Here is a 25,378-nt window from a genome sequence, read left to right as displayed (position 1 = left end):
TATTTAAAGTTTTTCAGAATCAAAAGTTTTAATAGAATCCTGATATTTCCATTTTCTGTGTGACCAAAGGTAATTGTCGGGTCTTTTTATAATGGTATTTTGTAATAATTGATGGAACTTTCTTACCACTTCATTGGTTACAAATTTTTCCCCTTCAGGCATAATTCTATAATAATTGATTTGATAATGACCGCGTTTTACCTTTTTCATTTCTGTGTAGATAAATACCAGATCCATTCTTGTCGCTAATTTATCATATCCAATAAATGCAGGTGTTCTTTGATTAAGAAATTCTAATCCGTAGTTCACATGAGAAGAATGCGGAGTTTGATCAGCTACAAAAAGATAAATAGAATCTCCATTGTTTTTGTTTCTTAAAATATTCATAATCACCTCATTGGCTTCTAAGGCAACGTTTCCAAATTTGCTTCTCACTTTTTTCATTTGGTCTTCCCAAAAAGTACTGTTCACTTTTCTGTAAACAGGATGACAGTTTGTTTGAGGAACCATAGTAGCCAAAGTATTCATCCATTCCCAATTGAAAACGTGACCTGCCAATAAAATGATATTTTTACCTTCATCTTTAGCTTCCTGAAACAAGTGTTGATTGATATGTTGCATCCTAACCTTGGTTTCTGTTTCAGACATGGTAAAAGATTTTACAGTTTCTATAAGGTAATCTGAAAAATTTAAGTAAAATTTCTTTCTTATTGCTGCAATTTCTTTGTTTGATTTTTCAGGGAATGAATTTTTCAGATTCTGCGTGATTATTTTTTTTCTGTATCCTACAAAATAATAATTTAGGAAGAAGATAATGTCCGAAAAAATATATAATATTCTTAGCGGTATTTTAGAAATCAAGTAAAGTATTTTGATCAGAAAATTCATAAAGTCTACAAATTTACTAATAATAAAATTATGGTTTCATTTTTGCTACAAATAAGTATTATTTTTTTAATTTTATAGTATGAAATCGCCATGATCTGGAAGCACAAGTTCTAATAAATATTAGGCGATTGCATACGACCTTTAAAACAATTATAATTTACGTATGAAAAACATATCAAAAAATTTAGCAATTCTCAGTTTTCTTACATTAGGAAGTACTGTATTTGCTCAAGATATAAAAGAAACAAGCTCAAATGTTAAAAACTCTAACGACAAAGCGCTTATCGTATCACCCGAACAAATTGCCGAGCAAGAAGCAAAAAAGAAAGCAGCACTAGCTGAAAAAGCTAAGTTGCCAAAACCGTATGACGCTAAAGCCAATGCTGAAAAAGACATCGAAAATTTGGTAGCAAAAGCGAAAAAGGAAAATAAGAACATTATGATTCAGGCAGGAGGGAACTGGTGTATCTGGTGTTTAAGATTTAACCAATACGTTCAGACAGCTCCGGAATTGAAGAAGTTAGTCGATGATAATTATTTGTATTATCACCTGAATTATTCACCGGAGAATAAAAACGAGAAAGTTTTTTCTAAATACGGAAACCCCGGTGATGAATTTGGTTATCCGGTATTCATTGTTTTAGATCAAAACGGAAAGATGATTCATGTGCAGAAAAGTGATGTTTTGGAAGAAAATAAAGGCTACAGTTTAGAAAAAGTAAAAGAGTTTTTCAAAAGCTGGACAACAAAATCATAATAACAGAAAAACCGAGAATTTTCTCGGTTTTTTATTTTATAAAAGTTTCTTAATCCACTTTATTTTATTCTCGGAATAGGGTGGATATTTTAAATCTGGCTCACCCCAAGTTGCTCTATCCAAAATAGCTTTTTGATGTGAAAAAGTTTCAAAACCAAATTTCCCGTGATAGCTTCCCATTCCAGAATTTCCGACTCCGCCAAACGGAAGATTGTCGTTTCCTAAATGCATGACCACATCATTGATACAGCCACCACCAAAAGACAATTTTTGAGTAAATAAATTTTTCTCTTCATCATTATTGGTGAAAATGTAGGCTGACAAAGGTTTTTCCAATTCCAAAACTGAGTTTAAAGCATGATGGAAATTTGTAAAAGAAAGTATTGGTAAAATAGGTCCGAAAATTTCGTCCTGCATCACATCATCTTCCCAATTGACATTATCTAAAATGGCAGGTTCGATGTGAAGATTGTTTTCATTAAAATTCCCTCCAAAGTATACTTTTTGTGGATTGATTAATTTGATAAGTCTTTCAAAATTTTTCTTATTGATAATTCTTGTGTATTGCTCGGAATTTGATTCATATTTGAATTCTTGAATGTATTTTTTTAATGATTCTAAGAATTGCTCTTTCACAGATTCTTCAACTAGAATATAATCTGGCGCAACGCATGTTTGTCCGGCATTTAAAAATTTCCCCCAGACAATTCTCTTGGCTGCAACTTCGATATTCGCTTCTTTTGTAACGATTACTGGCGATTTTCCTCCTAATTCTAACGTTACAGGTGTCAAATGTTCTGCGGCAGCTTTGTAGACGATTTTACCCACCTTTGTGCTTCCGGTGAAAAATATTTTGTCGAATTTTAATTTTAAAATTTCTGTTGTTTCATCAACTCCTCCCTCAACAGCGTAAATGTATTCTGGTGGAAAATTTTCATTGATGATTTTTGCCATTACTTTCATTGTATTTTCGGCAATTTCACTAGGTTTTAGAATACAACAGTTTCCGGCAGCAATTGAGGCTATTAATGGCGATAAAGAAAGTTGATAAGGGTAATTCCAGGCTCCGATGATTAACGTGCAGCCAAGAGGTTCAGAATGGATTTTGCTGGTAGCAATCTGATTGGCTAAATTGGTTGTGACTTTCTTTGGTTTTGAAAGTGAGTTTAAATTTTTCAGATAATAATCAATATCTTTTAAAACAAATGAAATCTCGGTAACATACGTTTCAAACTGAGATTTTCCAAAATCTTTATCAATTGCTTCGTAGAGTAAATTTTCATTCTGAATAATTAAATCTCTCAGCTTTTCGAGATACATTTTTCTGAATTTTACATTCTTCGTTTTTTGCGTGTTGAAAAATTCCTTTTGGGAGTGGAGTATATCTTGGTAATTCATTCTTTATTTATTGAAAATCAATTACGGTAAAAAATATGCCAAAGTGTAGCCATAAAAAAACCACTTCTTGCGAAGTGGTTATATATTTGAGAAAATCTCTTTAGAATCTTAAGCTTCTTCAGAAGGAGTTTCTTCTACTGCAACTTTTTTAGGAGCAGCTGGTTTAGGAGCTTCTACCGGAGCATCAGATACTACATCAAACTCGAAGTTGTACTCTACATTTCTGTGAAGTCTAACTACTGCAGTTACTTTACCAGTTCTCTTAATCGTGTTTCCTGGGATTTTGATGTATTTCTTCTCAACTTGTACACCAGCTTTAGCCAATGCTGCAGAAAGATCTGCATTGTTGATAGATCCGAATAATTTGTCACCAGAACCTACTTTAGCAGGAATAGTGATAGAAGTTTTCTTCAATTGATCTACTACAGCGTTTGCAGCAGCAACCAATTTAGCTTCTTCTTCTTTTCTAGCTTCCAAAGTAGCTTCTAAAGTAGCTTTGTTTTTTGGTGTAGCTAAAAGAGCGATTCCTTGAGGTAACAAGAAGTTTCTTGCGTAACCTGGTTTTACATTTACTGTATCGAATTCAAGACCTAAATTTTCTACGTCTTTTTTAAGGATAATTTCCATTGTTGTTGTCCGTTTTAGAGTTCCAAGTTCCGATTATTCATCGGGTTTCTCTTCACTTCGTTAGAATTTAATATTAATTCAGCAACAAAAGCCAAAAGCTAAAAGCTAGTAGCCAATTGCTAATTGCAATTTTTACTTTAATAAGTCAGCTACGTAAGGCATCATTGCAAGGTGTCTTGCTCTTTTGATAGCCGAAGAAACTTTTCTTTGGTATTTTAAAGAAGTACCAGTGTATCTTCTTGGTAAAATTTTACCTTGTTCGTTCACGAACTGTAATAAGAAATCAGCGTCTTTGTAATCAACGTGCTTGATTCCGAATTTTTTGAATCTACAGTACTTTTTATCAGTTTTTGTATTGATATCAAGTGGAGTAAGGAATTTTACTTCAGATTCACCTCCAGCAGAGGCTTGTTTAGCCATATCATCTATTGCCATGTCTTTGTCTTTTTTAAATTTGGGTTAGTAATATTAAGCTCTTGAAGCTTTAAGTTTAGATCTTCTAGTTACAGCGTACTCTACAGCGTGCTTGTCTAGTTTTGTAGTAAGGTAACGAATTACTCTTTCGTCACGTTTGAATGCCAATTCTAAGTCAGCAACTACAGTTCCTTCACCTTTAAACTCGATTAAAGTGTAGAATCCATTCTTTTTTAATTGAATTGGATAAGCTAATTTCTTCAATCCCCAATTTTCTCTAGTGACAATCTCACAGTTTTTTTCTTTGATAAGATCTTCAAATTTTTTCACTGCTTCCTCCACCTGAGCATCAGATAGAACGGGAGTTAAAATGAAAACAGTTTCGTAATTGTTCATAATGTAAATGAATTTGTTAATTATTTCGAGGTGCAAAAATATGAATTATATTTGTAATACACAATGAATCAGATGTTATATGATGAAATTATTTAATGATTTTTGTAGATTTAGAATTTTAAACAGAGAAATCTAATCCGTTTCATTTTCTTTACTTCTAATTTCAGTAAGAAAGTTTACTTTTAGTACATCATACAAAGAATGTCTGCTCACTAAAATAGAAGCAATAGAAGAGACCATCCCTGCCAACATTAAGTGAAAAATTAAAGAATGTCTGTCAGTCATTTCTAAAACAATGATTGCTGAAGTAAATGGAGCTCTGGTGATTCCTGTTAAAAAAGCGACCATCCCAGCAAGAATCACAACATTCGTTTCATTTGGTGTTAAACGAATTGCTCCAGAAATTACCGATCCTATACTTGCACCAGCCGTTAAAGCCGGAGCGAAAATTCCACCTGCGCCGCCGGAAGTGAAAGATAGGGCAGGACCCAACATTCTCAAAATAGGAACATACCAATCTTCATGCTTATCCTGAGTGAAAAGGACACGTTCCATGATTTCTTTTCCAGAACCTAAAACTTCTCGGCTGATAAAAAAAGAGATACAAGCGATTATTAAAGCAGAACCAGTAAGAAATAGAACATTGGCTTTATCTGTTTTCAATTTTCTCTTTTTCCAGTCATTCATTTTGAGCATGGTTACCGAAAGCTGACTTGCCAAAATTCCTGCAACTCCACCCACCAAAATAATGGGAAACATCACCATTAATGAAACATCATTCGTTTTAGGGTATCCTAAATATAAATAAGAGCCTGCTAAGGTCTGTGCTGTTAAACCCGCAATAATAACTGCCGTGAAAAGTGCTGTTTTAAAGTAATTGATATGCGTTTTTGAAAGCTCCTCCACTGCAAATACAATTCCTCCAAGAGGTGTGTTGAAAGCAGCTGCCAATCCGGCTGCGGCTCCAGTCATAATCATGTTTTTCTTTGAGATTTTTGGCCACCATTCCGGAAGATATTCATTTACTTTCCTAAAAATCGAACCAGCAATTTGAATAGTTGGTCCTTCACGACCGACTGCGCCGCCACCAATAACTAATACAACAGATGAAATTATTTTAAAAACAATAATTTTTAAGCTTAAGAGACTTCGTATTTTTTTATGTTCCTTCGGATTTGCCAATTCTACAGCTGCCATCACCTGTGGAATTCCACTGCCTTTTGCGTAAGGTGCAAATTCTTTTACCAGCCACCACGAAAGCACAAAACCTGCCGGAGCAATAACGAAAATCATCCAATCATGCCAGTTGAGAATGAAGTGTAATAAATTTTCACCCCAAGCAAATATTTTCGCATACATTACTGCAAAAAAGCCCGTAATCACCGAACCAATCCAAAAGGGAATAGCTTGAAGCAAATTGTGTTTCAGCTGTTCGTTTCGGATGTTGTCGAAAGATTTTTTGAGACCTTTGCGAATCGATGACAAAATTTTACGCATAACTCAAAAATAGATTAATTTTTATTAAAATGAAAAATTAAATATGAAATTTCATTCAAAAATTTAGGAATTAATAATATTTAAATAAAAAAATAAGACAAAAAAACCTCCGAAAAAATTCGAAGGTTATATTTAAAATAATTGGCAATTACTCATCACCAACTACACATTACTTATATTTCAGTGTTCAAATCCCAGTTTTGAAGGTAATCATGAACATGCTTCAACATCATTCCACCTAGAGAACCGTCTACCACTCTGTGATCATAAGAGTGAGACATGAACATCAACTGACGGATAGCGATTACATCACCATCCTTAGTTTCAAGAACTGCAGGTTTTTTAACGATAGCTCCAATTGCCATAATTGCAACCTGAGGCTGAGGAATAATAGGTGTTCCCATTAAATTTCCGAAGCTTCCTACATTAGAAATCGTGTATGTAGCGCCTTGAGTATCTTCTGGTCTTAATTTTTTGTTTCTTGCTCTGTAAGCTAAATCGTTGATCGCTTTTGCTAAGCCAGAAAGTGATAATTGATCCGCATTTTTAATTACAGGAACGATAAGGTTTCCGTCTGGTAAAGCAGTTGCCATACCGATGTTGATATTTTTCTTCTTGATGATATTGTCACCATTGATAGAAACGTTGATCATCGGGAAATCCTGAATTGCTTTCACAATAGCTTTCACGAAAATTGGCATGAAAGTCAATTTTTCACCTTCACGTTTTTCGAACATATCTTTGTTTTTTGCTCTCCATTTTACAACGTTGGTTACGTCAGTTTCGATAAAAGAAGTAACGTGTGGAGCAATATGTTTTGCTTTCACCATGTTTTCAGCGATGATTTTTCTCATTCTGTCCATAGGAATGATTTCGTCACCTGCAGCTACAGAAATTGTAGAAGCCGGAGCTGAAGTTACTGCTGGTGGAGTAGAAGCTGCCTGAACCGGAACCGCTTGTTGCTGAACTGCTTGTTGTGGCTGATTTCCTCTGTTGGAAACGTGTGCTAGAATATCTTCTTTGGTAATTCTTCCTTCTAAACCGCTTCCTTTGATCGTTTTTAATTCAGATTCAGAAATATTTTCCTGTTGAGCGATAGATTTTACTAGTGGAGATAAATAAAGGTCTCCCGAAAATTCTACGTGAGAAGTAGCTGTTGGATTCAAAGGCTCTTCGATTGCTTTAATGGTTTCTGCATCAGGAGCTGAAGTTTCAGTTTTTACTTCTTCAGAAGCTGTACTTCCGCCTTCTCCTTCAATCTCTAAAATAGCGATGGCTTCACCTACTTTTGCAACTTCGTCTTTTTGTTTAAGGATCTTTATGATTTTCCCCGAAACCGGTGTTGGTACATCCGAATCTACCTTGTCTGTTGCAATTTCTACTACCGAATCATCTTCTTTTACCTGATCGCCTTCATTGAATAACCAAGTGATCACCGTAGCTTCCATCACGCCTTCACCCATAGAAGGAAGCAATAATTTGTATTCTGCCATTTTCTAATTTTAGATTTTGACAAATATATAAAAAAAATCGGTTTTTTTATGAAATAGATAATTTTAGAAAAATTCGATGTAAATATTTTCTCCGACGTTTAATCCGAAAAGGGTTTTGGCACCGTTCTTTTTACTGCCTTTATAAATGGTCAATTCAAGCTGTTGGCTGTCGTTAAAAATTGCTGCAGATTGCCCGTGGTATTCGGTTTCTCTGTCCCAATCGGATACAACTTCGGTGTGGCTTGAGTATATTTTCGATAAACTCAAATTTCTGAACTTTATAGTGAATTTTTCGAAACCTTTCGCTAAAGTTTCAAAGAATTCCTGACTGATATTTGATATTATGTTTCCGAAATTGTCAATGTACATTACTTCCCCAATAATCATCTTTTCGGGCTCATTATAGACCGGTTTTGGAAATAAAAGCTGTTTTGTGGTCTCAATTTTTCTTCCGATTACTTCCGGAAGTCCGCCGTTTGCCAAATGTACCGCAACAGGAACGAAAACATCAGTCGAAGTGAAATTGACTACGTCATCAAATCTGTTGTTGAGTGTAATTTCGTAAATCGCTTCAGGTTTAATATCAAAAAAAATCAAACTAAGCAATCCGTTGTCTGCCGCAAGAAAATAAGATCCGTCGGCTTTGTATAAAATATTTTTTCTCGATTTATGAAAAAAGCTGTCAACTGCTAAAATGTGAATCGTGCCTTTTGGGAAATAACGGTACGCATTTCTTACAATATAAGAGGTCTGAATAAGGTTATATGCCTGAATATCATGACTGATATCGATACTGTTGACTTCAGGATTCAAAGACAGAATTTTCCCTTTCATAGCCGAAACTCTGTAATCTAAACGTCCGAAATCTGAGGTGAGGGTAATGATTGACATGAATAAATCTGATAGAAGTGCAAATTTATCTAAAATAAAAGGAAAGAAATAAATAATGTGGATAAGAATTTGATTTAAATCTGAAAAAAAACTTTTAAATTTAAAAATCTAAACAATAAAAAAATTTGCATGTTTGAATTAACGTACGATCTTGAAGGTATTGATGCAAAAAACTTTTACGGAGTTAATAACCAATATTTCAATTTAATAAAATCCAGCTTTCCAACCCTTAAAATTACCGGAAGAGACCATCACATCTTTGCGATGGGTAATCAGGAAGCTCTTGATATATTTAAACAAAAACTAGACGATATCACTTCGTTCATTTCTAAAAACAATTCTATCGGACTTAAAGACGTTGAAAATTTCCTTAATCTGAAAGACGAAACTGAGAAGCATTTTGTGTTTGATCAGGATATTATCGTGAAAGGAGTTAATGGAAAAATTATCAAAGCAAAAACTACCAACCTTAAAAAACTCGTGAAAGAAACTGAGAAAAAAGACATGGTTTTCGCTATTGGTCCTGCAGGAACGGGTAAAACGTATACTAGTGTTGCTTTGGCTGCAAGAGCTTTGAGAGACAAAGAAGTCAAAAGAATTGTATTGACAAGACCTGCCGTAGAAGCAGGGGAGAGCCTTGGGTTTTTACCGGGAGATTTGAAAGAAAAATTAGATCCTTATTTACAGCCTCTATATGATGCGCTTCGAGATATGATTCCACATGAAAAACTGGAAGGTTTTATAGAAAAGAAGATCATCGAAGTTGCTCCACTTGCATTTATGAGAGGGCGAACGTTGGATGATGCCTTTGTAATCCTAGATGAAGCACAGAATACAACCCACGCTCAGATGAAAATGTTTCTGACGAGAATGGGGATGAATGCTAAATTTATCATCACAGGAGATCCTACACAGATTGATTTGCCTCCAAAACAACATTCGGGTTTAAAAGAAGCCATGCGGATTTTGAAAGATGTGAAAGAGATTGGTTTTGTGTATTTAACGGAAGAAGACGTGGTACGTCATCCGGTGGTGAAAAAAATCATTTTGGCCTACAACGAAGAAGATAAGAAAACCAGAGAATAACATAATCAGTAATTTTTTTTCATAAAAGTTTAAAAATATTTGGTGAATCTATAAAAAGTGATATATTTGGATTCTTAAAATTTGTTAAAAATATAAACTATGAAAAAATTATTATTGGTTGCTTCTGTCGTTTTGATGGGAGGTATTACAAAAGCTCAAGAAGTGAGATTTGGAGCTAAAGCAGGTTATTCGTTATCAATGTTAAAAGCTGAAGGAGAAGGAGAATCATATAAATTTGATTCAAAATCTACTTTTTATGCTGGTGGTTTAGTTGAGTATAAATTCAACGATAAATTTGGTATACAGGGTGAAGTACTTTATTCTCCAATTGGAGGCAAGCAGGAAGAATCTGTTTCTTACACTGAAATGGGAATTACGGTAACAGGAAGTCAAAAATCAGATTGGAAATTTGGCACTGTGCAAATACCTGTAAGTGCTAAGTATTTTGCTACAGAAAATTTGGCTTTTGGATTAGGTCTTAATGTAGGAATTGTTACATCAGCAAAGGTAGAAGTAAGTGCAACATTATCAGGATCTGGTATGGGTGAATCATTTTCAGAATCTACAAGTACAACTGAAGATGTAAAAAGTGAGATTAACACTTTAAACTTAGCGCCTTTTGTTGGAGCTGAATACACATTAGAAAATGGATTATTTTTTGATGCTAGATATAACTTAGGCGTGTCAAATCTTATTAAAAATCCAGAAGGAAATGAAACATTGAAAAACAGCTTCTTACAAGTTGGTGTAGGTTTTAAATTCGGAGGAAACTAAGGGTTGAAAGTCAATTAAATAGAATAGAGCAGGGCAAATTTGTCCTGTTTTTTTTGTTATGTGGTACCTGTCGGCACTTGTTTTGATATAAGATGAATTATTAAGTTAATAACAAATTTTAAATAAGTAAAAATGAAAAAATTATTATTACTAGGTGCATTCGCATTGTTTGGAGGACTCGCAAATGCTCAGTCAGGTTTTAAATTGGGAGGTCATATTGGTGCTCCTGTAGGTGATGCGGCAGATTATGCTTCATTCACTTTGGGTGTAGACGCTGCATATATGTGGAACATTATGAAAGGTTTGGATGTAGGTGTTGCTTCTGGATATTCTCATTTTTTCGGAAAAGACAGGTGGGATGACTTTGGATTTATCCCTTTGGCTGCGTCAGGTAAATACAGATTCAATGGATTACCGCTTTTTGTTGGGCTTGATCTAGGAGGAGCGATTTCTACTAAAGATGGAGTAGACAGTGGTTTATATGTATATCCAAAAGTAGGATTTCAGTTACCTAAGGCAGAGCTTTATTTGGGTTACCAAAATATAGGCAGTGAAAGAAGAGACTTTGACAGAGATAGAAGAATAGATTCTAATTTTGGTGCCATCAATTTAGGCGTTAACTTCTTTTTAAAGTGAAAATATTAAAAATATAGGTCATATTAAACTCCAATTGAAAAATTGGAGTTTTTTATTTGTTATCATTGAATTAAAGTTATTTAAATCTCATTACTGCGAGTTTAATTCGAAAAAGTCAATATCCATGGGTGATTTTTATCATGTTAACAAATTTTAATATTAAATTTTGTCATTATACATTTGCACCAAGAAAGTATAAAATTATTCAAAATGAAAAAATTATTAATTGCAAGTGCTGTTGCACTTTTCGGTTTATCAAACGCTCAGATCGCTAAAGGAACTGTATATTTGTCAGGATCTGTTGGTTATTCTCAAGAAGAAACTAACAACGGAAACACAAAATCAGAAAACTTTAACGTACTTCCTACAGCTGGATTTTTCGTAGCACCAAACTTAGCAGTAGGTTTAGGAATTGGTTTCCAAACTCAAAAGGATACTAATATTTCAACTACTACTACTCCTTTATCAACTACAGTAAACACTTTAGAAGAAAAATATCCTGCATTTGTTGTAGCTCCTTTCGTAAGAAAATACTGGACTTTATCTGATAAATTATATTTCTTCGGTCAGTTAGCTGTACCAATGCAATTCGGAAAAGCTGAAGTTGAAAATTCTTCTGTAACTACTACTGCAACTACTACTTCTACTTCTTCTATTTCTTCAGAAGCTAAGTATACTTCTGTTGGTGTAACTGTAAAACCAGGTTTAGATTATTTCTTAAACAAAAACTGGACTATTGAAGCTACAATTGGAGAATTCGGTTACAATAACTTTAAGCCAAAAGGTGGTGATGCTACAAACAACTATAGCTTCGGTTTAAACCTTGCTAACGTAGGTATCGGTGTTAAATATGTATTTGCTAAGTAATTAGACAATCATTTAATTGATATAAATCCTGAGATTTTTCTCAGGATTTTTTTTGTTTTGAACTGGAATTATTTATCAAAATTTTAAATAAAATAGTCATAAAGCTCAATCTAACAGACGCCATAGAGTTAATATTAGAATAGTTATCAGTCTGAGCTTGTCGAAAACTTTTGATAGTATTTAGAATTAAATATTATTAAGCATAAAAAAACTCCCAGAAAAAATTCTGAGAGTTGTATATTTTTAAAATTCTTTAATTATTTCCCGAACATTCCGCCCATTCCTGGCATATTTGGCATTTTGCTCATCATCTGCATCATTTGTTTTCCTTGCGGTCCCTGCATCATTTTCATCATTTTCCCCATTTGGTCAAACTGTTTCATCAATGCGTTTACATCTTCGATTTTTCTTCCTGCACCTTTAGCAATTCTGTTTTTTCTCTGCGTATTGATGATAGAAGGTCTTCTTCTTTCGTCAGGAGTCATAGAATGAATAATCGCTTCGATATGTTTGAATGCATCATCGCTAATCTCAACGTCTTTAATGGCTTTTCCAACTCCCGGAATCATTCCCATCAAGTCTTTCATGTTACCCATTTTCTTGATCTGGTTGATTTGCTTTAAGAAATCATCAAAACCAAATTCGTTTTTAGCGATTTTCTTGTGAAGTTTTTTTGCTTCCTCTTCGTCAAATTGTTCCTGAGCTCTTTCTACCAAGGAAACAACGTCTCCCATTCCCAAGATTCTGTCTGCCATCCTTTCTGGGTAGAAAAGATCTAAAGCTTCCATTTTTTCTCCGGTAGAGATAAATTTGATTGGTTTTTCAACTACTGAACGAATCGTAAGAGCAGCTCCACCACGAGTGTCACCATCTAATTTGGTTAAAACAACTCCGTCAAAATTTAAAGCATCATTAAATGCTTTCGCTGTGTTCACAGCATCCTGACCAGTCATTGAGTCAACCACGAATAGAGTTTCGTTTGGTTTAATGAAATAATGAACAGATTTAATTTCGTTCATCATCTGCTCGTCAATCGCCAAACGACCTGCTGTATCGACGATTACTACATCGTGACCGTTAGATTTAGCAAAACTGATTGCATTTTCAGCAATAGTAGAAGGATTTGTAGCACCTTCTTCTGTATAAACCGGAACTCCGATTTGTCCGCCAAGAACTTTCAACTGATCAATTGCAGCCGGACGGTAAACATCACAGGCAACCAACAAAGGTTTTTTAGATCTTTTTGTTTTTAAATAATTAGCAAGCTTCCCAGAAAAAGTAGTTTTACCAGAACCCTGAAGACCTGCGATAAGGATTACAGAAGGTTTTCCTGAAAGATTAATTCCTTCCTGAGATCCACCCATCAAACCTACCAATTCATCATGAACAATTTTTGTCATCAATTGTCCGGGAGTAAGCGAAGTAAGAACGTTTTCTCCTAAAGCTTTATCCTGAACTCTTTTGGTTAAATCTTTCGCAACTTTATAGTTAACATCGGCATCTACCAATGCTCTACGAATCTCTTTTACGGTTTCCGCAACGTTGATTTCGGTAATTTTTCCACGTCCGGAAAGATTGTGAAGTGCTTTGTCTAATTTATCCTGTAAACTATTGAACATATTAATTGTAAATTATAGATTGCAAAAATAAGGAATTTCAGTCAGCTATAAAAGGGCTATTGAATGTTTTTGGTTTGCAATATTTTAACTGATTTTTAGAATCATAACTTCTCTGCTAAAGTGTTTCTTTTACTGAATACTCGTCACAAGCAAATTTCTCGCTGCTTTCTCACTACATTTTTGATATTTTGAATAAGCTTTTGCGGCTCTTGTTCGGATTTGTTCATTAGATTCGTTTAATACATAACCTGAAATCGCATCGTGCAAAGTGTATGCTTCAGGGCTCATCAATCCGGTCGTCCAAACTATCGGATTGACGTTGGCTTTTGCTAAATGGGGTGAAAAATACTTTTTACTATAACATGCCAGAATAATCACATCACGCTTTTGCTGATCGGTATTTTCGAAGGTTTCATTTAATTGGAAATCCATCAAACCATCATGGCCGACGTAAGCCAATAATTTTGAATTCCCGCCGATTCCGATGGTAGTTTTACCTGCATTTAAAGTGTCTTTATTTCTCCCATTGCTGCTGTTTAGAAAATCAATAGTGGATTCTTTAATGAATTTTCCGTCGTAAGCATCTGCAACCAAGTAATAATTTTTGGTGACATGTTTAAAAATAATTCTTTCTAATTTTTCAGATTTTAATTTTCTAATTTCTATAAATTTCCATTCTCTACTCTTTTTAAAATAAGAACGCACTCCGAAAGCGCATCCCCAATACAAATTATTGTCGGGATCTTGTCCGTTTCCTATTTTTTCATGCACAGGAACGATTCCCTGATATTTGTTGTCGCATAATGCCACAAAAATATGAATGGTCTTTGCATCAGACGTAAACGGGATTCCTTGCTTTTCTTCCAAATTATTTTTAGCAATTTTAGATTTTTTTTGAATTTTATCATTACTGCAAGACAATAATAAAAAGTACAAAATAAATATGGGAAAGTGAAGGAGTTTCATGGTTTTGATGTGTGATTTAAATTATTGAATATTTTCAAATTAATAATAAATTTCATTTTTTACATTCGGGAATTTGAAAGTATAATCACCGGGAGAAAAACTATCCATTTTTGGCTGAGTTATTTTTTTATTTGCTTTTTGAGACTGAACAACTTTATTCTCACCATTTTCACAGTTTTCGACTGTTTTTTTATAAGTAGCATCACCTGTGCTGATGTTATAGTCGAAGCTTACCCAATAATCACATGGCGCACCAAAACCTGATGAGGCACCAATAAGATACCAATCACCATTCTGAAAACGATAACGATGCGTGTATTCCCATTTGTCTCTGCTTCCTCCGAAATGCTTGATGACAATGCTTTTCTTAGAAATAGAAATTCCGTTGAAAGGATTTCCCATCATTCCACCACTTTGTGAAGATAGTAATGGAGCCGAAGTCTGGTGCAGAATTTTCCATTTTCCATTTTGTTTTTTATAGATGGCAAGTACCTGTTCTGCATCTCCGTGATCGATATTTGGCATTTCGTATACGGCTGCAGCTTCATCGTTTTCATCTTCATCCAGATTTCCGTAGGCGATTTTCTTTAGTTCCCAATATTTTGGTGTAAAGTTTTTAAGGTCAGCAGATTCTTTTAACGTGATTTCTGCGTCGTAAGATTCATTATCAATAGCGCGTTTTTTCTCATCTAAATAAGAGCTATTCTTTTTAGCGATTTTTGTAATATTTGTTCTTATTTGGTTGATGATATCAGGCATTCTCGGAAGTTCATGATTCTGTTGCTGAGTATTTTCTGTGTAATATTCAATTTCACGAATTTCAATTGTGCTTAGTTTTTTCTTTCCAATAACTCCTTTAGTTGCTTCGCTGTTAAATCCTTTTTTGGTAGTCCAATTTCCTTCTTTGTCATATTTGTACTCGTATTCTTCGATGCTTCCGACAGATCCGTCGTAATATTTTGTTTGCTCAAAAGTTTTATTTCCGTATTGATCATATTGAGTATGTTTTTTTGAAGCTATTTCGGTTCCACGAAGTTGGTAATCAGATTCTATACTTTCTGTATAATCGTCGTTATAGCTGAATTCGGTTTTATTTTCCAAACCGTCTTTATCATACCAGATTTCTGAAATGAGGTGATCTTTTTTATCATATTTATAATATACTTTTCTGCCTTCAACTACATAACCGTCTACTTCATAAAGTTTGTAAATTCCATTCAATAAAGACAGCTTTTGAATTTTAGATTGATATAGCGGATTAATCTTTATTAAGTTTTTTTGATTGAAAATATAGATGTTGTCAGGACTTGAGATGCTGTCGGAACCAATTTCCGAAATGATGATCTTTTTTTGTGTCGCAGAATCTTCCGTTTTGTATGTTGTATAATTATTTAAAATTGTTTTGGTCTTATTTGTTTCAATTTCAACTTCTTCAGAAATAATCTGTTCATCATTATAAAAGTACCATCTCGAATATTGTGATGTTCCGTATTCTCTGTCGTATTGGTTTTCTTTTAAAATTAAATTCCCCGAAGATTTATTATAATAATACTTTGCTGTAGAAGAATAATTTCCTGAAATTTCTTTACGAAAACTTCTTCTGCCATCTTTTCTGTAAATCGTGTGATCTTTTAAATGCAACGTTTTTCCTTCGAATATTTTGTCATGTTCTCCTTTTTTGCCACTCTCATCAGACGTGTAATTTTTTATGGAATAAACTTTTCCTCTGAAGAGAACCTGGTCTTCTGACGATTCTGCGAATCCATTGATGTCAAGATTTTCGTTGATTAATTTGCTCGAAATATTTTGTTGCGAGCACATCGATGTGCTTAGAATAATTAAATATAATTGTAGGAATAATTTCATCATATTATTATGCTGTGATATTTCTATCAAATATATTTAAAAACGTTTAGATGTTGATTAAATTTACAAGACTTAGTGATATATTTAATTGTCAGTTTTTTAGAAATGTTATATTTAATATATTTATTCAAAATATAAAATGAGTTTGATCAACAATAAAAGTTTTCAGATAACGACTCAATTTTTCTTCGTTTTCTCTTTATTAATGATTGCTTTCAGCATTGCTGATGCTTTACTTCGAGATTTTGAAATCATTGAAATTACATTGACTTATCATCTCGTTTGGTTATGTGTGATATTGATAGGACTTCTGTTGTTAGCAATTTCAAAAAAATGGAAGAGTTTTTTCCTAATTCTATTTCTCGCAATTGGCAATTTTGTATTTGTAATTTATGTTATTTTATCAGAGCCAATAAGCAGCGAAGAACCCATTAAAAATAGCAACTATCTCTTGAGTGCAACTTCGCATCAATATAAAATACTAAAACAAAATTGTTGCTACAAAAAAGTAATTGCAGAAAAACCATCCGGAATTTTCTTTACGCCCGATATGAAAACCGGTTCAGTGGCATACTTTGATGTAAAGTTAATTTCAGAAAGTCCAGAAATGTTCATTTTAGAAATTGAAACTTCAGGGAAAAAGCAAATAGTAATAGATACTTTAAATAAAATAAAAAAATAACATTATATTTTTTAGACTTAAAAACACATCAAAAGTGGATATTGTAGTTTAATATTTCCGAAAAAGATTATTTTTGCAAAAAACAAAAAAGTAGACTTCGTTTTTTAGATATTAAAAACGAAAATAAAATCCGCACATGAAATCTAATCCAAACATTCTTGTTGTTATAATTTTCTTTTTAACATTTTTGATTCATTTTTCTTTGTGGAAATTTGTTTTTCATCTTGACGAAATTATTATCATTAAATTTTATCTTTTCCTCAGCGTAATGTTTATGATGATGATTACGATGATTATTTTAATTAATAGAGTAGTACCCGAATTTTTGGGCTTGGCCGTTATCGGTTTAATCCTTTTAAAATTTGGTTTAATGTATCTTATAAAGAATAAGCTTCATTTTGAAACAATTCCGGGCTATAAATTCCATTTTGTGATACCTTATTTTGTATTAACGGCTCTGCTTACGTATTATGCAATTCGGTTGATTAATCATGACAAAAAACAGTAAAAATATTTATTGAAACTAGAAAAAAAAATCTATTTTTGCACAACGAAAAAAACCTATCAATGTTAAAGAAATTTGCAGTTTTATTCTACAGTATTTTTATGTTAAGTCTAGTGTCTGCTCAGCATGGTGAGGCTACTGCTGTAGAGACTCCGGGTCAAGAGCTTTCAGAAAAAGACAAAGTAAGTAAAGAAAACAAAGAGTTCATCGATCATCACTTATTAGATGCTCACGATTTTACATTGATGGTTGACAAGGACGGTCATCACATTGGTTTTCCTCTTCCTGTTATTTTTTACGATAACGGAATCCACTCTTTCATGAGTAACAAAGAAGGTTTCATGCACGGTGATGTTGTAGAAAGCAACGGTTCTTATTATAAGCTTCACCACGAGAAAATCTATAAGACAGATGCAGCTGGTACTTTAACTGAAGATGATCATGGTCACCCAACAAACGAAAAGCCAATTGATTTATCTATTACCAAAAGTGTATTGATGATTCTTTTAGTATCTATCTTTATGTTAGTGTTATTTGGTGGGATGGCAAAATCTTACAAAAAATCAGAAATACCTACTGGTGCTGCAAGATTCTTAGAGCCATTGGTGATTTTCGTAAGAGACGAAGTTGCAATTCCAAATATTGGTCACAAGTACAAAAGATTTATGGGATATCTTTTAACGGTATTCTTCTTTATATTATTCTTAAACGTTTTAGGATTAATGCCTTTCGGAATTAATGTTACAGGTAATATTACTATGACATTCTTCTTAGCAATCCTTACTTATTTAATCACAACATTTTCTGCAAACAAAGATTACTGGAAACACATCTTTTGGATGCCGGGAGTTCCTGTACCAATGAAATTGATTATGTTGCCAATTGAATTATTAGGAACGATCACTAAACCATTTGCATTGATGATTCGTCTTTTTGCAAACATGACTGCAGGACACATCGTTGTAATGAGTTTGATTGGTTTAATTTACGTATTTAAAAATGTTATCGCCGGAGTTGCTTTCCCTTTCCTTACATTAGTAATTTACTTATTGGAAGTATTGGTGGCATTCTTACAGGCATATATTTTCACGATGTTGTCAGCGCTGTTTATCGGTATGGCTGTTCAGGATCATGATCATGAGCACGCTCATTAAGAAATAGAATTTAGTTTAAAACAATTTTTTAAAAATTATATATTATGGAAATTCCTAAAATTGTAGGTGCTGGTATCGTTGTACTAGGTGTTGGTATTGGTCTAGGTAAAATCGGAGCTGCTGCTCTTGAGGCTATCGCTAGACAACCAGAGCAGTCTGGAAAAATTCAAACAGCTATGCTTATCGCTGCTGCACTTGTAGAAGGTGTTGCGTTTGCTGCTCTATTTGCAGTAAACTAATCAAATTAGGCCATTCCCGTAACGGTTGGTTGCGGGACATGGTTTTTTTAAGAAATAGTAATAATTATTTATACATTATATAATGGAATTAATTCATCAGTTTTCATCAGGATTATTTATTATCCAAACGGTTATTTTTCTGGCGCTTTTGTTTTTGCTAGGTAAATTTGCTTGGAAGCCAATTCTTAAATCTATCAATGACAGAGAAACGTCTATCGTTGATGCTTTGAATCAAGCTAAATTGGCTAAAAAAGAAATGGAAGATCTTAAATCTGATAACGAAAGAATTATTCGTGAAGCTAAAATTGAAAGAGATTCTATCCTTAAAGAAGCTAGAGAAATTAAAGACAGAATTGTAGGTGAAGCTAAAGATGTTGCTAAAGCTGAAGGAGATAAAATGATCGAGGCTGCTAAGCAAACCATCCAGACTGAGAAAAATGCTGCAATGTCAGAAATCAGAACTCAGATTGGTGCTTTATCTGTAAATATTGCAGAATCTATCTTGCAGAAAAATTTAGAGAAAAGCGAAGCTCAGGACGAGTTGGTTCAAAATTATTTAAACAAATCTAATCTTAACTAAGAATGCTTACATCTAAAGTAGCTAAAAGATACGCACAAGGTTTGCTGGATTTCACAAACGAATCCGGACAGACTAATGCTGTATTTGCTGAAATGAAAGATGTTAAGAAACTGATGTCTGAATCTGAGGATTTGAACAAATTTTTCAAGACGCCTTACATCGATGCAAAAAAGAAAGAGGACGTTGCTAAAGAGATTTTTAAAGGTTTTTCACCCGTTTCTCAGAATTTGATTACTTTAGTGATCAGACATCGTCGTGAAAATCATTTGAAAAATATTGCTCAGGAATTCATCAATAAAGTTGAAGATATCAATGGAGTACAGAGAATTACTCTTACTACTGCGACTCAGCTTTCTAAAGAAAACGTTGACCAGATTTTAAAATCTACAGATTTAGTAAAAGCAGGTTCAAACTTTGACTTAAATCTTACCATCAATCCTGATATTTTAGGAGGATATATTTTAAGAGTAGGTGATCAGCAGATCGATGCATCTGTGAAATCTAAGCTTAATAATATCAAAAAAGATTTTCATTTAAATTAAGAAAAAAACAACCATATAATGGCAGAAATAAATCCGGCAGAAGTATCTGCGATCTTAAAACAACAGTTGGCCAACTTCGACACTCAATCTAATGTTGAGGAAGTAGGTACAGTTTTGACCATCGGTGATGGTATTGCTCGTGTTTACGGGTTAGAAAATGTACAGTACGGTGAGTTGGTAAAATTTGCTAGCGATGTAGAAGGTATCGTACTAAACTTAGAAGAAGACAACGTAGGTGTGGCTCTTTTAGGTGAAAGTAAATTGGTAAGAGAAGGAGATACAGTAAGAAGAACAAACAGAATCTCTTCTATCAAAGTAGGAGAAGGTATGTTAGGTAGAGTAGTTGATACTCTTGGTAATCCAATCGATGGTAAAGGACCTATCGCAGGTGAATTGTACGAAATGCCATTGGAAAGAAAAGCTCCGGGGGTTATCTACAGACAGCCGGTAACAGAGCCTTTACAGACAGGTATCGTTGCGATTGACTCAATGATCCCAGTAGGAAGAGGTCAAAGAGAGTTGATCATTGGTGACAGACAGACAGGTAAAACTACTGTTGCGATTGATACAATCATCAACCAAAAAGAATTTTTTGATGCTGGTAATCCAGTATATTGTATATATGTTGCCATCGGGCAGAAAGCTTCTACAGTTGCTCAGATTGTAAAAACTTTATCTGATAAAGGTGCTTTAGCTTACACAGTAATTGTTGCTGCTAATGCTTCAGATCCGGTTCCTATGCAGGTTTATTCTGCAATGGCTGGTGCTTCTATCGGTGAGTTCTTCAGAGACACTGGTAGACCGGCGTTGATCATTTATGATGATTTATCTAAACAAGCGGTTGCTTACCGTGAGCTTTCTCTGCTATTGAGAAGACCACCGGGCCGTGAAGCTTACCCAGGAGACGTTTTCTATCTTCACTCAAGATTATTGGAAAGAGCTGCAAAAGTGATTGCTGATGATACTATTGCAAGCCAAATGAATGATTTACCTGAGTCTTTAAGACCAATCGTAAAAGGTGGCGGGTCATTAACCGCACTTCCAATTATCGAAACTCAGGCGGGTGACGTTTCTGCATACATCCCAACAAACGTAATCTCTATTACAGACGGACAGATTTTCTTGGAAACTGACTTGTTCAACTCAGGAGTTCGTCCAGCAATCAACGTAGGTATCTCGGTATCTAGAGTTGGAGGTAATGCTCAGATCAAATCAATGAAGAAAGTTTCTGGTACTCTTAAATTAGACCAGGCTCAGTATAAAGAATTGGAAGCGTTTGCTAAATTCGGTTCAGACCTTGATGCTTCTACTTTAGCGGTTATCTCTAAAGGAGAAAGAAACGTTGAGTTGTTGAAGCAGCCGGTAAACTCTCCACTTCCTGTAGATACTCAGGTGGCAATGATTTATGCTGGTACAGAGAACTTGATGAGAAACGTTCCTGTTAAAAAAGTAAAAGAATTCCAAGAAGAATATATCGCTTTCCTAAGATCTAAGCACCCAGAGACTATGGCTGCTATCAAAGCCGGGAAAATCGATAACGATATCACAGGTGTTCTTAAGCAGGCTGCTAATGATTTAGCTTCTAAATATAACTAAAATTAGTTGATGATTGTTGGTTGATAGTTGACAGAATTTTCTAAAACTAGCAGCCAACAACCGACAACCAACAACTAACCCAATATGGCAAACTTAAAAGAAATACGAGGAAGAATCAGTTCAATTTCATCTACGATGCAAATCACACGTGCTATGAAAATGGTTTCGGCAGCGAAACTAAAGAAAGCACAAGATGCCATCGTAATGTTGAGACCGTATTCTGAAAAATTGCAGGAAATTATCCAGAATGTAAATTCTAGCTCAGATCCTGATCAGGTTTCTATTTATGCTCAAAAAAGAGAAGTTAAAAAAGTACTTTTCATCGCTGTTACTTCAAACAGAGGTTTGGCTGGTGCATTTAACTCAAATATTGTGAAAGAACTGAATATTCAGTTTCAGAATAATTCTCAGTACGAAATTGAAGTTCTTACCATTGGTAAAAAAGCTTATGATGCGGTAAGAAGAAGCCGTACAGTGTTTTCAAACGAAAGCAGTGTTTTTGATAAGTTAAGTTTTGATGTAGTTTCAAACGTTACCGAAACGGTAATGAGCAACTATAGAGAAGGTAAATTTGATGAAGTGTATGTTATTTACAATAAGTTCGTTAATGCTGCCACTCAGGATGTGATTACAGAAAAAGTTCTTCCAATCACAATGGCAGAAGTTGATGCTAAAGAGGCTCAGGTAGAAACAGATTATATTTTCGAACCAAATAAAGCTGAAATTTTAGATAATTTGATTCCAAAATCTATTAAGACTCAGGTTTTCAAAGCAGTGTTAGATTCAGTAGCTTCAGAGCACGGTGCCAGAATGACAGCGATGCACAAAGCAACAGACAACGCACAGGAGTTGAAGAATGATTTGGTGATCTTCTACAACAAAGCAAGACAGGCTGCCATTACAAACGAAATCTTAGAAATCGTTTCAGGAGCAGAAGCTTTGAAAAATTCGTAAGAATATATTCATAAAATATTAAAGCATCGATATCTTCGATGCTTTTTTTGTTAGTTTTATTTTATATATCTTTGTACAATAAATTATAATTTCTAAATGGACTCTGACATAGTCAGGCTTTTACTAGCCTTGTTTCTTGTTTTATTAAATGGCTTTTTCGTAGCCGCAGAATTTTCAATTGTTAAAGTTCGTTATTCCCAAATTCAGATAAAAGCTGCCGAAGGCGATTCGATGGCTAAACAAGCTGAGCATATTATCAAACATCTTGATGAGTATCTATCTGCCACGCAGTTGGGGATTACATTAGCTTCACTAGCTTTAGGTTGGGTAGGAGAAAGTGCAATGCACCATGTGATTGATAATCTGTTCCATTCACTCAATATTAATTTTAGTGAATCTACGGTTACTACAATTTCGGTGGTGATTAGTTTCCTGATTATCACGGTAATGCATATTGTTTTTGGTGAATTAATTCCTAAATCTATTGCGATCAGAAAAGCAGAAGCTACAACGATGGCAACTGCAGTTCCGTTGAGAGTTTTTTATACGGTTTTCAAACCATTTATCTGGTTGATGAACCTGATGTCAAACGGAGTTTTAAGATTAATGAAAATTCATCCGGCTTCTGAACAGGAAATTCACTCAACAGAAGAACTTCAGCTTTTGGTTAAGCAATCTGCTGACAGTGGAGAAATTGAAGAAGAAAACTATGAAATCATTAAAAATGCATTTGATTTTACAGACCATTCTGCAAAACAAATCATGGTTCCGAGACAGAATATTACCTCAATTGATTTTGCGGATGATTTAAATGAAATCATTAATAAAATCATGGACAGCGGATATTCCAGAATTCCGGTCTACGAAAACTCAATTGATAATATTATTGGGGTCTTTTACACAAAAGAAATCATCAGAGAATTCGTTAAAAGAAAAGGAGTTTTGAGTCATGAAGATTTGAGCGAATTGATGCGGGAGTCTTTCTTTGTGGTTGGAAGCAAGAAAATTTCAGATTTATTGAAAATTTTCCAACAGAAAAAACAGCATTTAGCAATTGTAATTGATGAATTTGGTGGAACTGAAGGAATCATTACACTAGAAGATATTTTGGAAGAATTGGTAGGTGAAATTCAGGATGAAGAAGATGATGAAGAGAAATTGGTTGATAAAGTTGGTCCCAATACTTTTTGGGTAAAAGCAACTCAGCCTTTGGATGAAATTAACGAATCTTTACCTAAAAAACTGACCGTTTCTGAAGAAAGTGAGTACAATACTTTGGCCGGATTTATTCTGCACGCCTTAGAAGATATCCCTGAAGAAAATCAGGAATTTGATTTGGAAAATTATCATTTCAAGATCTTAAAAATGAATAATAAGAGCGTTGAAATGGTAGAATTGATTTATAATGAACCTAATATCGTTGATGATATTTTAGACAAATTAGGAGAAGATTAAAATTTTTAGACAATGATTTTTTATAATAGCATAAAAGATTACGAAAATCCAAAACGTCAGTACGAAGAAGAAGTTCTGGTTTTGGATGAAACAGATGAAGTGTACAAATTAATTTTGCATAACGATGACATTCATACTTTTGATGATGTTATCGAAGCATTAATAGAAATTTGCAAACATGACCTCATACAAGCTGAACAGTGTACAATGCTCGTACATTACAAAGGTAAATGCACAGTGAAAACAGGCTCTATGGATGTTTTGAAACCCATGCACGAAAAATTAATTTCAAGAAGCTTAACAAGCGAAATCGTATAATACGAACTCCGGCAATCGTCGGAGTTTATTGTTTTTGGTGGAGAGTTTAAACAAAAAATCATATTGAATAAAATTTATTTCAATTAAAAAAACATCAGGCTTCTGACTTCAAACTTCCATCTTAAATAGTATATTTGTACAAACTATATTAAAAATGCTTGTAATAGGAATTGCGGGAGGAACAGGATCCGGCAAAACTACAGTTGTTGATAAGATTATTCAGCAGCTTGACATCGAAGGGATGAATATTTTGTCTCAGGACAATTATTACCACGATAATCACAATCTTACATTGACGGAAAGAGAAGCGTTAAACTACGATCATCCCAAGTCAATAGATTTTGAACTGATGCTGAAACATGTAAAAGCATTAAAAAATAACGAATCGATTGAGCAACCTGTTTACAGTTTTGTTACGCATTCAAGAACCGGAGATCACGTTACCGTTGAACCGAAAAATGTATTGGTTGTAGAAGGGATTTTGGTTTTAACGAACAAAGAATTATTGAAAGAATTTGATCTAAAAGTCTTTGTACATGCAGATTCTGACGAAAGATTGATCAGAAGGATAAGAAGAGATACACAGGAAAGAGGAAGAGATCTGAATGAGGTTTTACACCGTTATCAGACGACTTTGAAGCCGATGCATCAGGAATTTATTGAGCCATCAAAAAACGATGCCGATTTAATTATTCCAAACATGAAGCAAAATTCTGTTGCAATCGATTTTTTAACGACCGTTATTAAAAATTCACTGAGAAAACACTAGAAAAAATGGCTGAGAAAGAATTAATTAAAGACATTCAACCCAAATCTGAAACCATCAGATTTCTTCAGCATTATATTTTGAACAAATATGTCATTGCCATCTGCTTATTTTTGGTCTGGATGGTCTTCTTCGACAAAACTTCGTTTTTGGTAATCAATGAGTTAAACGGAGAAATCAATAAATACGAAGAGCAGCTCGATTATTATAAAACAGAATATGATAAGAATGATAAATTCTACAAAAAACTGATGAATAATAAGTCTGAGAAAGAAAAATACGCCAGAGAAAATTATTTCATGAAAAAACCTAATGAAGAAATTTTTATTTTAGTTGTTGATAGCACAAATATCGCCAAGAAATAATATTTTTAGTGAATGTTCAAATGTCAATTTCGCTCGCAAGTGAATTT

The 25,378-nt window shown here is 34.0% G+C and carries 27 protein-coding genes; 16 read left to right on the top strand and 11 right to left on the bottom strand.

Annotated elements, in window-relative coordinates; translation table 11 throughout:
* Positions 1-3 precede the first annotated feature (3 nt).
* Positions 4-888: a lysophospholipid acyltransferase family protein gene (locus LNP04_RS03230; protein WP_229985141.1), complete on the bottom strand. Its 885-nt coding sequence runs from the start codon at positions 886-888 to the stop codon at positions 4-6.
* Between the two features lie 163 nt (positions 889-1,051).
* On the opposite strand from LNP04_RS03230, the gene LNP04_RS03225 reads away from it, so the two are divergent.
* Positions 1,052-1,645, top strand: a complete 594-nt coding sequence (locus LNP04_RS03225) for a thioredoxin family protein (RefSeq protein ID WP_229985140.1) — start codon at positions 1,052-1,054, stop codon at positions 1,643-1,645.
* A gap of 36 nt (positions 1,646-1,681) precedes the next feature.
* Here LNP04_RS03225 and LNP04_RS03220 read toward each other — a convergent pair whose 3' ends face one another.
* The 7 genes from LNP04_RS03220 to LNP04_RS03190 form a co-directional block, all read right to left on the bottom strand.
* The gene (locus LNP04_RS03220; protein WP_229985139.1) at positions 1,682-3,043 is read right to left on the bottom strand and encodes an aldehyde dehydrogenase; all 1,362 of its coding nucleotides are present in this window, start codon (positions 3,041-3,043) and stop codon (positions 1,682-1,684) included.
* 108 nt (positions 3,044-3,151) lie between these two features.
* A complete protein-coding gene (gene rplI, locus LNP04_RS03215) occupies positions 3,152-3,670 on the bottom strand; it encodes a 50S ribosomal protein L9 (RefSeq protein ID WP_129536867.1) in 519 nt (172 codons plus the stop codon).
* Positions 3,671-3,802: 132 nt separating this feature from the next.
* A complete protein-coding gene (gene rpsR, locus LNP04_RS03210; RefSeq protein ID WP_034757623.1) occupies positions 3,803-4,105 on the bottom strand; it encodes a 30S ribosomal protein S18 in 303 nt (100 codons plus the stop codon).
* Positions 4,106-4,138: 33 nt separating this feature from the next.
* Positions 4,139-4,480 carry a 30S ribosomal protein S6 gene (gene rpsF / locus LNP04_RS03205; protein WP_129536868.1) on the bottom strand — a complete coding sequence of 114 codons (342 nt, stop codon included), beginning with the start codon at positions 4,478-4,480 and terminating at the stop codon, positions 4,139-4,141.
* Positions 4,481-4,612: 132 nt separating this feature from the next.
* A complete protein-coding gene (locus LNP04_RS03200) occupies positions 4,613-5,977 on the bottom strand; it encodes a chloride channel protein (RefSeq protein WP_229985138.1) in 1,365 nt (454 codons plus the stop codon).
* A 173-nt stretch (positions 5,978-6,150) separates the two neighbouring features.
* On the bottom strand, positions 6,151-7,470 hold the full coding sequence (locus LNP04_RS03195) for a dihydrolipoamide acetyltransferase family protein (protein ID WP_229985137.1): 1,320 nt from the start codon (positions 7,468-7,470) through the stop codon (positions 6,151-6,153).
* 63 nt (positions 7,471-7,533) lie between these two features.
* On the bottom strand, positions 7,534-8,361 hold the full coding sequence (locus tag LNP04_RS03190) for an S-adenosyl-l-methionine hydroxide adenosyltransferase family protein (protein WP_229985136.1): 828 nt from the start codon (positions 8,359-8,361) through the stop codon (positions 7,534-7,536).
* Between the two features lie 129 nt (positions 8,362-8,490).
* On the opposite strand from LNP04_RS03190, the gene LNP04_RS03185 reads away from it, so the two are divergent.
* The 4 genes from LNP04_RS03185 to LNP04_RS03170 all read left to right on the top strand — a co-directional run bounded on the left by LNP04_RS03185 (position 8,491) and on the right by LNP04_RS03170 (position 11,724).
* On the top strand, positions 8,491-9,447 hold the full coding sequence (locus LNP04_RS03185; RefSeq protein ID WP_229985135.1) for a PhoH family protein: 957 nt from the start codon (positions 8,491-8,493) through the stop codon (positions 9,445-9,447).
* Positions 9,448-9,546: 99 nt separating this feature from the next.
* Positions 9,547-10,221, top strand: coding sequence for a porin family protein (locus LNP04_RS03180; protein WP_229985134.1), 675 nt, complete (start codon positions 9,547-9,549; stop codon positions 10,219-10,221).
* 132 nt (positions 10,222-10,353) lie between these two features.
* The gene (locus LNP04_RS03175) at positions 10,354-10,857 is read left to right on the top strand and encodes a hypothetical protein (protein ID WP_229985133.1); all 504 of its coding nucleotides are present in this window, start codon (positions 10,354-10,356) and stop codon (positions 10,855-10,857) included.
* Positions 10,858-11,067: 210 nt separating this feature from the next.
* A complete protein-coding gene (locus tag LNP04_RS03170) occupies positions 11,068-11,724 on the top strand; it encodes an outer membrane beta-barrel protein (protein ID WP_229985132.1) in 657 nt (218 codons plus the stop codon).
* A 257-nt stretch (positions 11,725-11,981) separates the two neighbouring features.
* Here LNP04_RS03170 and ffh read toward each other — a convergent pair whose 3' ends face one another.
* The 3 genes from ffh to LNP04_RS03155 form a co-directional block, all read right to left on the bottom strand.
* The gene (ffh, locus tag LNP04_RS03165; RefSeq protein WP_229985131.1) at positions 11,982-13,343 is read right to left on the bottom strand and encodes a signal recognition particle protein; all 1,362 of its coding nucleotides are present in this window, start codon (positions 13,341-13,343) and stop codon (positions 11,982-11,984) included.
* 129 nt (positions 13,344-13,472) lie between these two features.
* A complete protein-coding gene (locus LNP04_RS03160) occupies positions 13,473-14,309 on the bottom strand; it encodes a hypothetical protein (protein ID WP_229985130.1) in 837 nt (278 codons plus the stop codon).
* 39 nt (positions 14,310-14,348) lie between these two features.
* A complete protein-coding gene (locus LNP04_RS03155; RefSeq protein WP_229985129.1) occupies positions 14,349-16,178 on the bottom strand; it encodes a hypothetical protein in 1,830 nt (609 codons plus the stop codon).
* Positions 16,179-16,314: 136 nt separating this feature from the next.
* Here LNP04_RS03155 and LNP04_RS03150 point away from each other — a divergent pair, with 136 nt between their 5' ends.
* The 11 genes from LNP04_RS03150 (at position 16,315) to LNP04_RS03100 (ending at position 25,331) form a co-directional block, all read left to right on the top strand.
* The gene (locus tag LNP04_RS03150) at positions 16,315-16,857 is read left to right on the top strand and encodes a hypothetical protein (RefSeq protein WP_229985128.1); all 543 of its coding nucleotides are present in this window, start codon (positions 16,315-16,317) and stop codon (positions 16,855-16,857) included.
* Positions 16,858-17,424: 567 nt separating this feature from the next.
* Positions 17,425-18,516: a F0F1 ATP synthase subunit A gene (gene atpB, locus LNP04_RS03145; RefSeq protein WP_229985127.1), complete on the top strand. Its 1,092-nt coding sequence runs from the start codon at positions 17,425-17,427 to the stop codon at positions 18,514-18,516.
* Positions 18,517-18,560: 44 nt separating this feature from the next.
* A complete protein-coding gene (atpE, locus tag LNP04_RS03140; RefSeq protein WP_002979108.1) occupies positions 18,561-18,755 on the top strand; it encodes an ATP synthase F0 subunit C in 195 nt (64 codons plus the stop codon).
* Positions 18,756-18,837: 82 nt separating this feature from the next.
* Positions 18,838-19,335 carry a F0F1 ATP synthase subunit B gene (locus LNP04_RS03135; RefSeq protein WP_229985126.1) on the top strand — a complete coding sequence of 166 codons (498 nt, stop codon included), beginning with the start codon at positions 18,838-18,840 and terminating at the stop codon, positions 19,333-19,335.
* Between the two features lie 2 nt (positions 19,336-19,337).
* The gene (atpH, locus tag LNP04_RS03130; protein ID WP_229985125.1) at positions 19,338-19,877 is read left to right on the top strand and encodes an ATP synthase F1 subunit delta; all 540 of its coding nucleotides are present in this window, start codon (positions 19,338-19,340) and stop codon (positions 19,875-19,877) included.
* 18 nt (positions 19,878-19,895) lie between these two features.
* Positions 19,896-21,473 (top strand): F0F1 ATP synthase subunit alpha, encoded by a 1,578-nt coding sequence (gene atpA / locus LNP04_RS03125; protein ID WP_229985124.1) that lies wholly within the window; start codon positions 19,896-19,898, stop codon positions 21,471-21,473.
* Between the two features lie 84 nt (positions 21,474-21,557).
* Positions 21,558-22,427 carry an ATP synthase F1 subunit gamma gene (atpG, locus tag LNP04_RS03120; RefSeq protein ID WP_229985123.1) on the top strand — a complete coding sequence of 290 codons (870 nt, stop codon included), beginning with the start codon at positions 21,558-21,560 and terminating at the stop codon, positions 22,425-22,427.
* A 96-nt stretch (positions 22,428-22,523) separates the two neighbouring features.
* The gene (locus LNP04_RS03115) at positions 22,524-23,882 is read left to right on the top strand and encodes a hemolysin family protein (RefSeq protein ID WP_229985122.1); all 1,359 of its coding nucleotides are present in this window, start codon (positions 22,524-22,526) and stop codon (positions 23,880-23,882) included.
* Positions 23,883-23,894: 12 nt separating this feature from the next.
* The gene (locus LNP04_RS03110) at positions 23,895-24,200 is read left to right on the top strand and encodes an ATP-dependent Clp protease adaptor ClpS (protein ID WP_129536888.1); all 306 of its coding nucleotides are present in this window, start codon (positions 23,895-23,897) and stop codon (positions 24,198-24,200) included.
* A gap of 154 nt (positions 24,201-24,354) precedes the next feature.
* A complete protein-coding gene (gene udk / locus LNP04_RS03105) occupies positions 24,355-24,969 on the top strand; it encodes a uridine kinase (RefSeq protein WP_050380023.1) in 615 nt (204 codons plus the stop codon).
* Positions 24,970-24,974: 5 nt separating this feature from the next.
* Positions 24,975-25,331 (top strand): septum formation initiator family protein, encoded by a 357-nt coding sequence (locus LNP04_RS03100; RefSeq protein ID WP_229985121.1) that lies wholly within the window; start codon positions 24,975-24,977, stop codon positions 25,329-25,331.
* The last annotated feature ends 47 nt before the right edge of the window (positions 25,332-25,378 follow it).

This window comes from Chryseobacterium sp. C-71 (genome assembly GCF_020911865.1).
Classification (GTDB): Bacteria; Bacteroidota; Bacteroidia; order Flavobacteriales; family Weeksellaceae; genus Chryseobacterium.
This window is presented reverse-complemented; position numbering and strand designations above follow the sequence as displayed.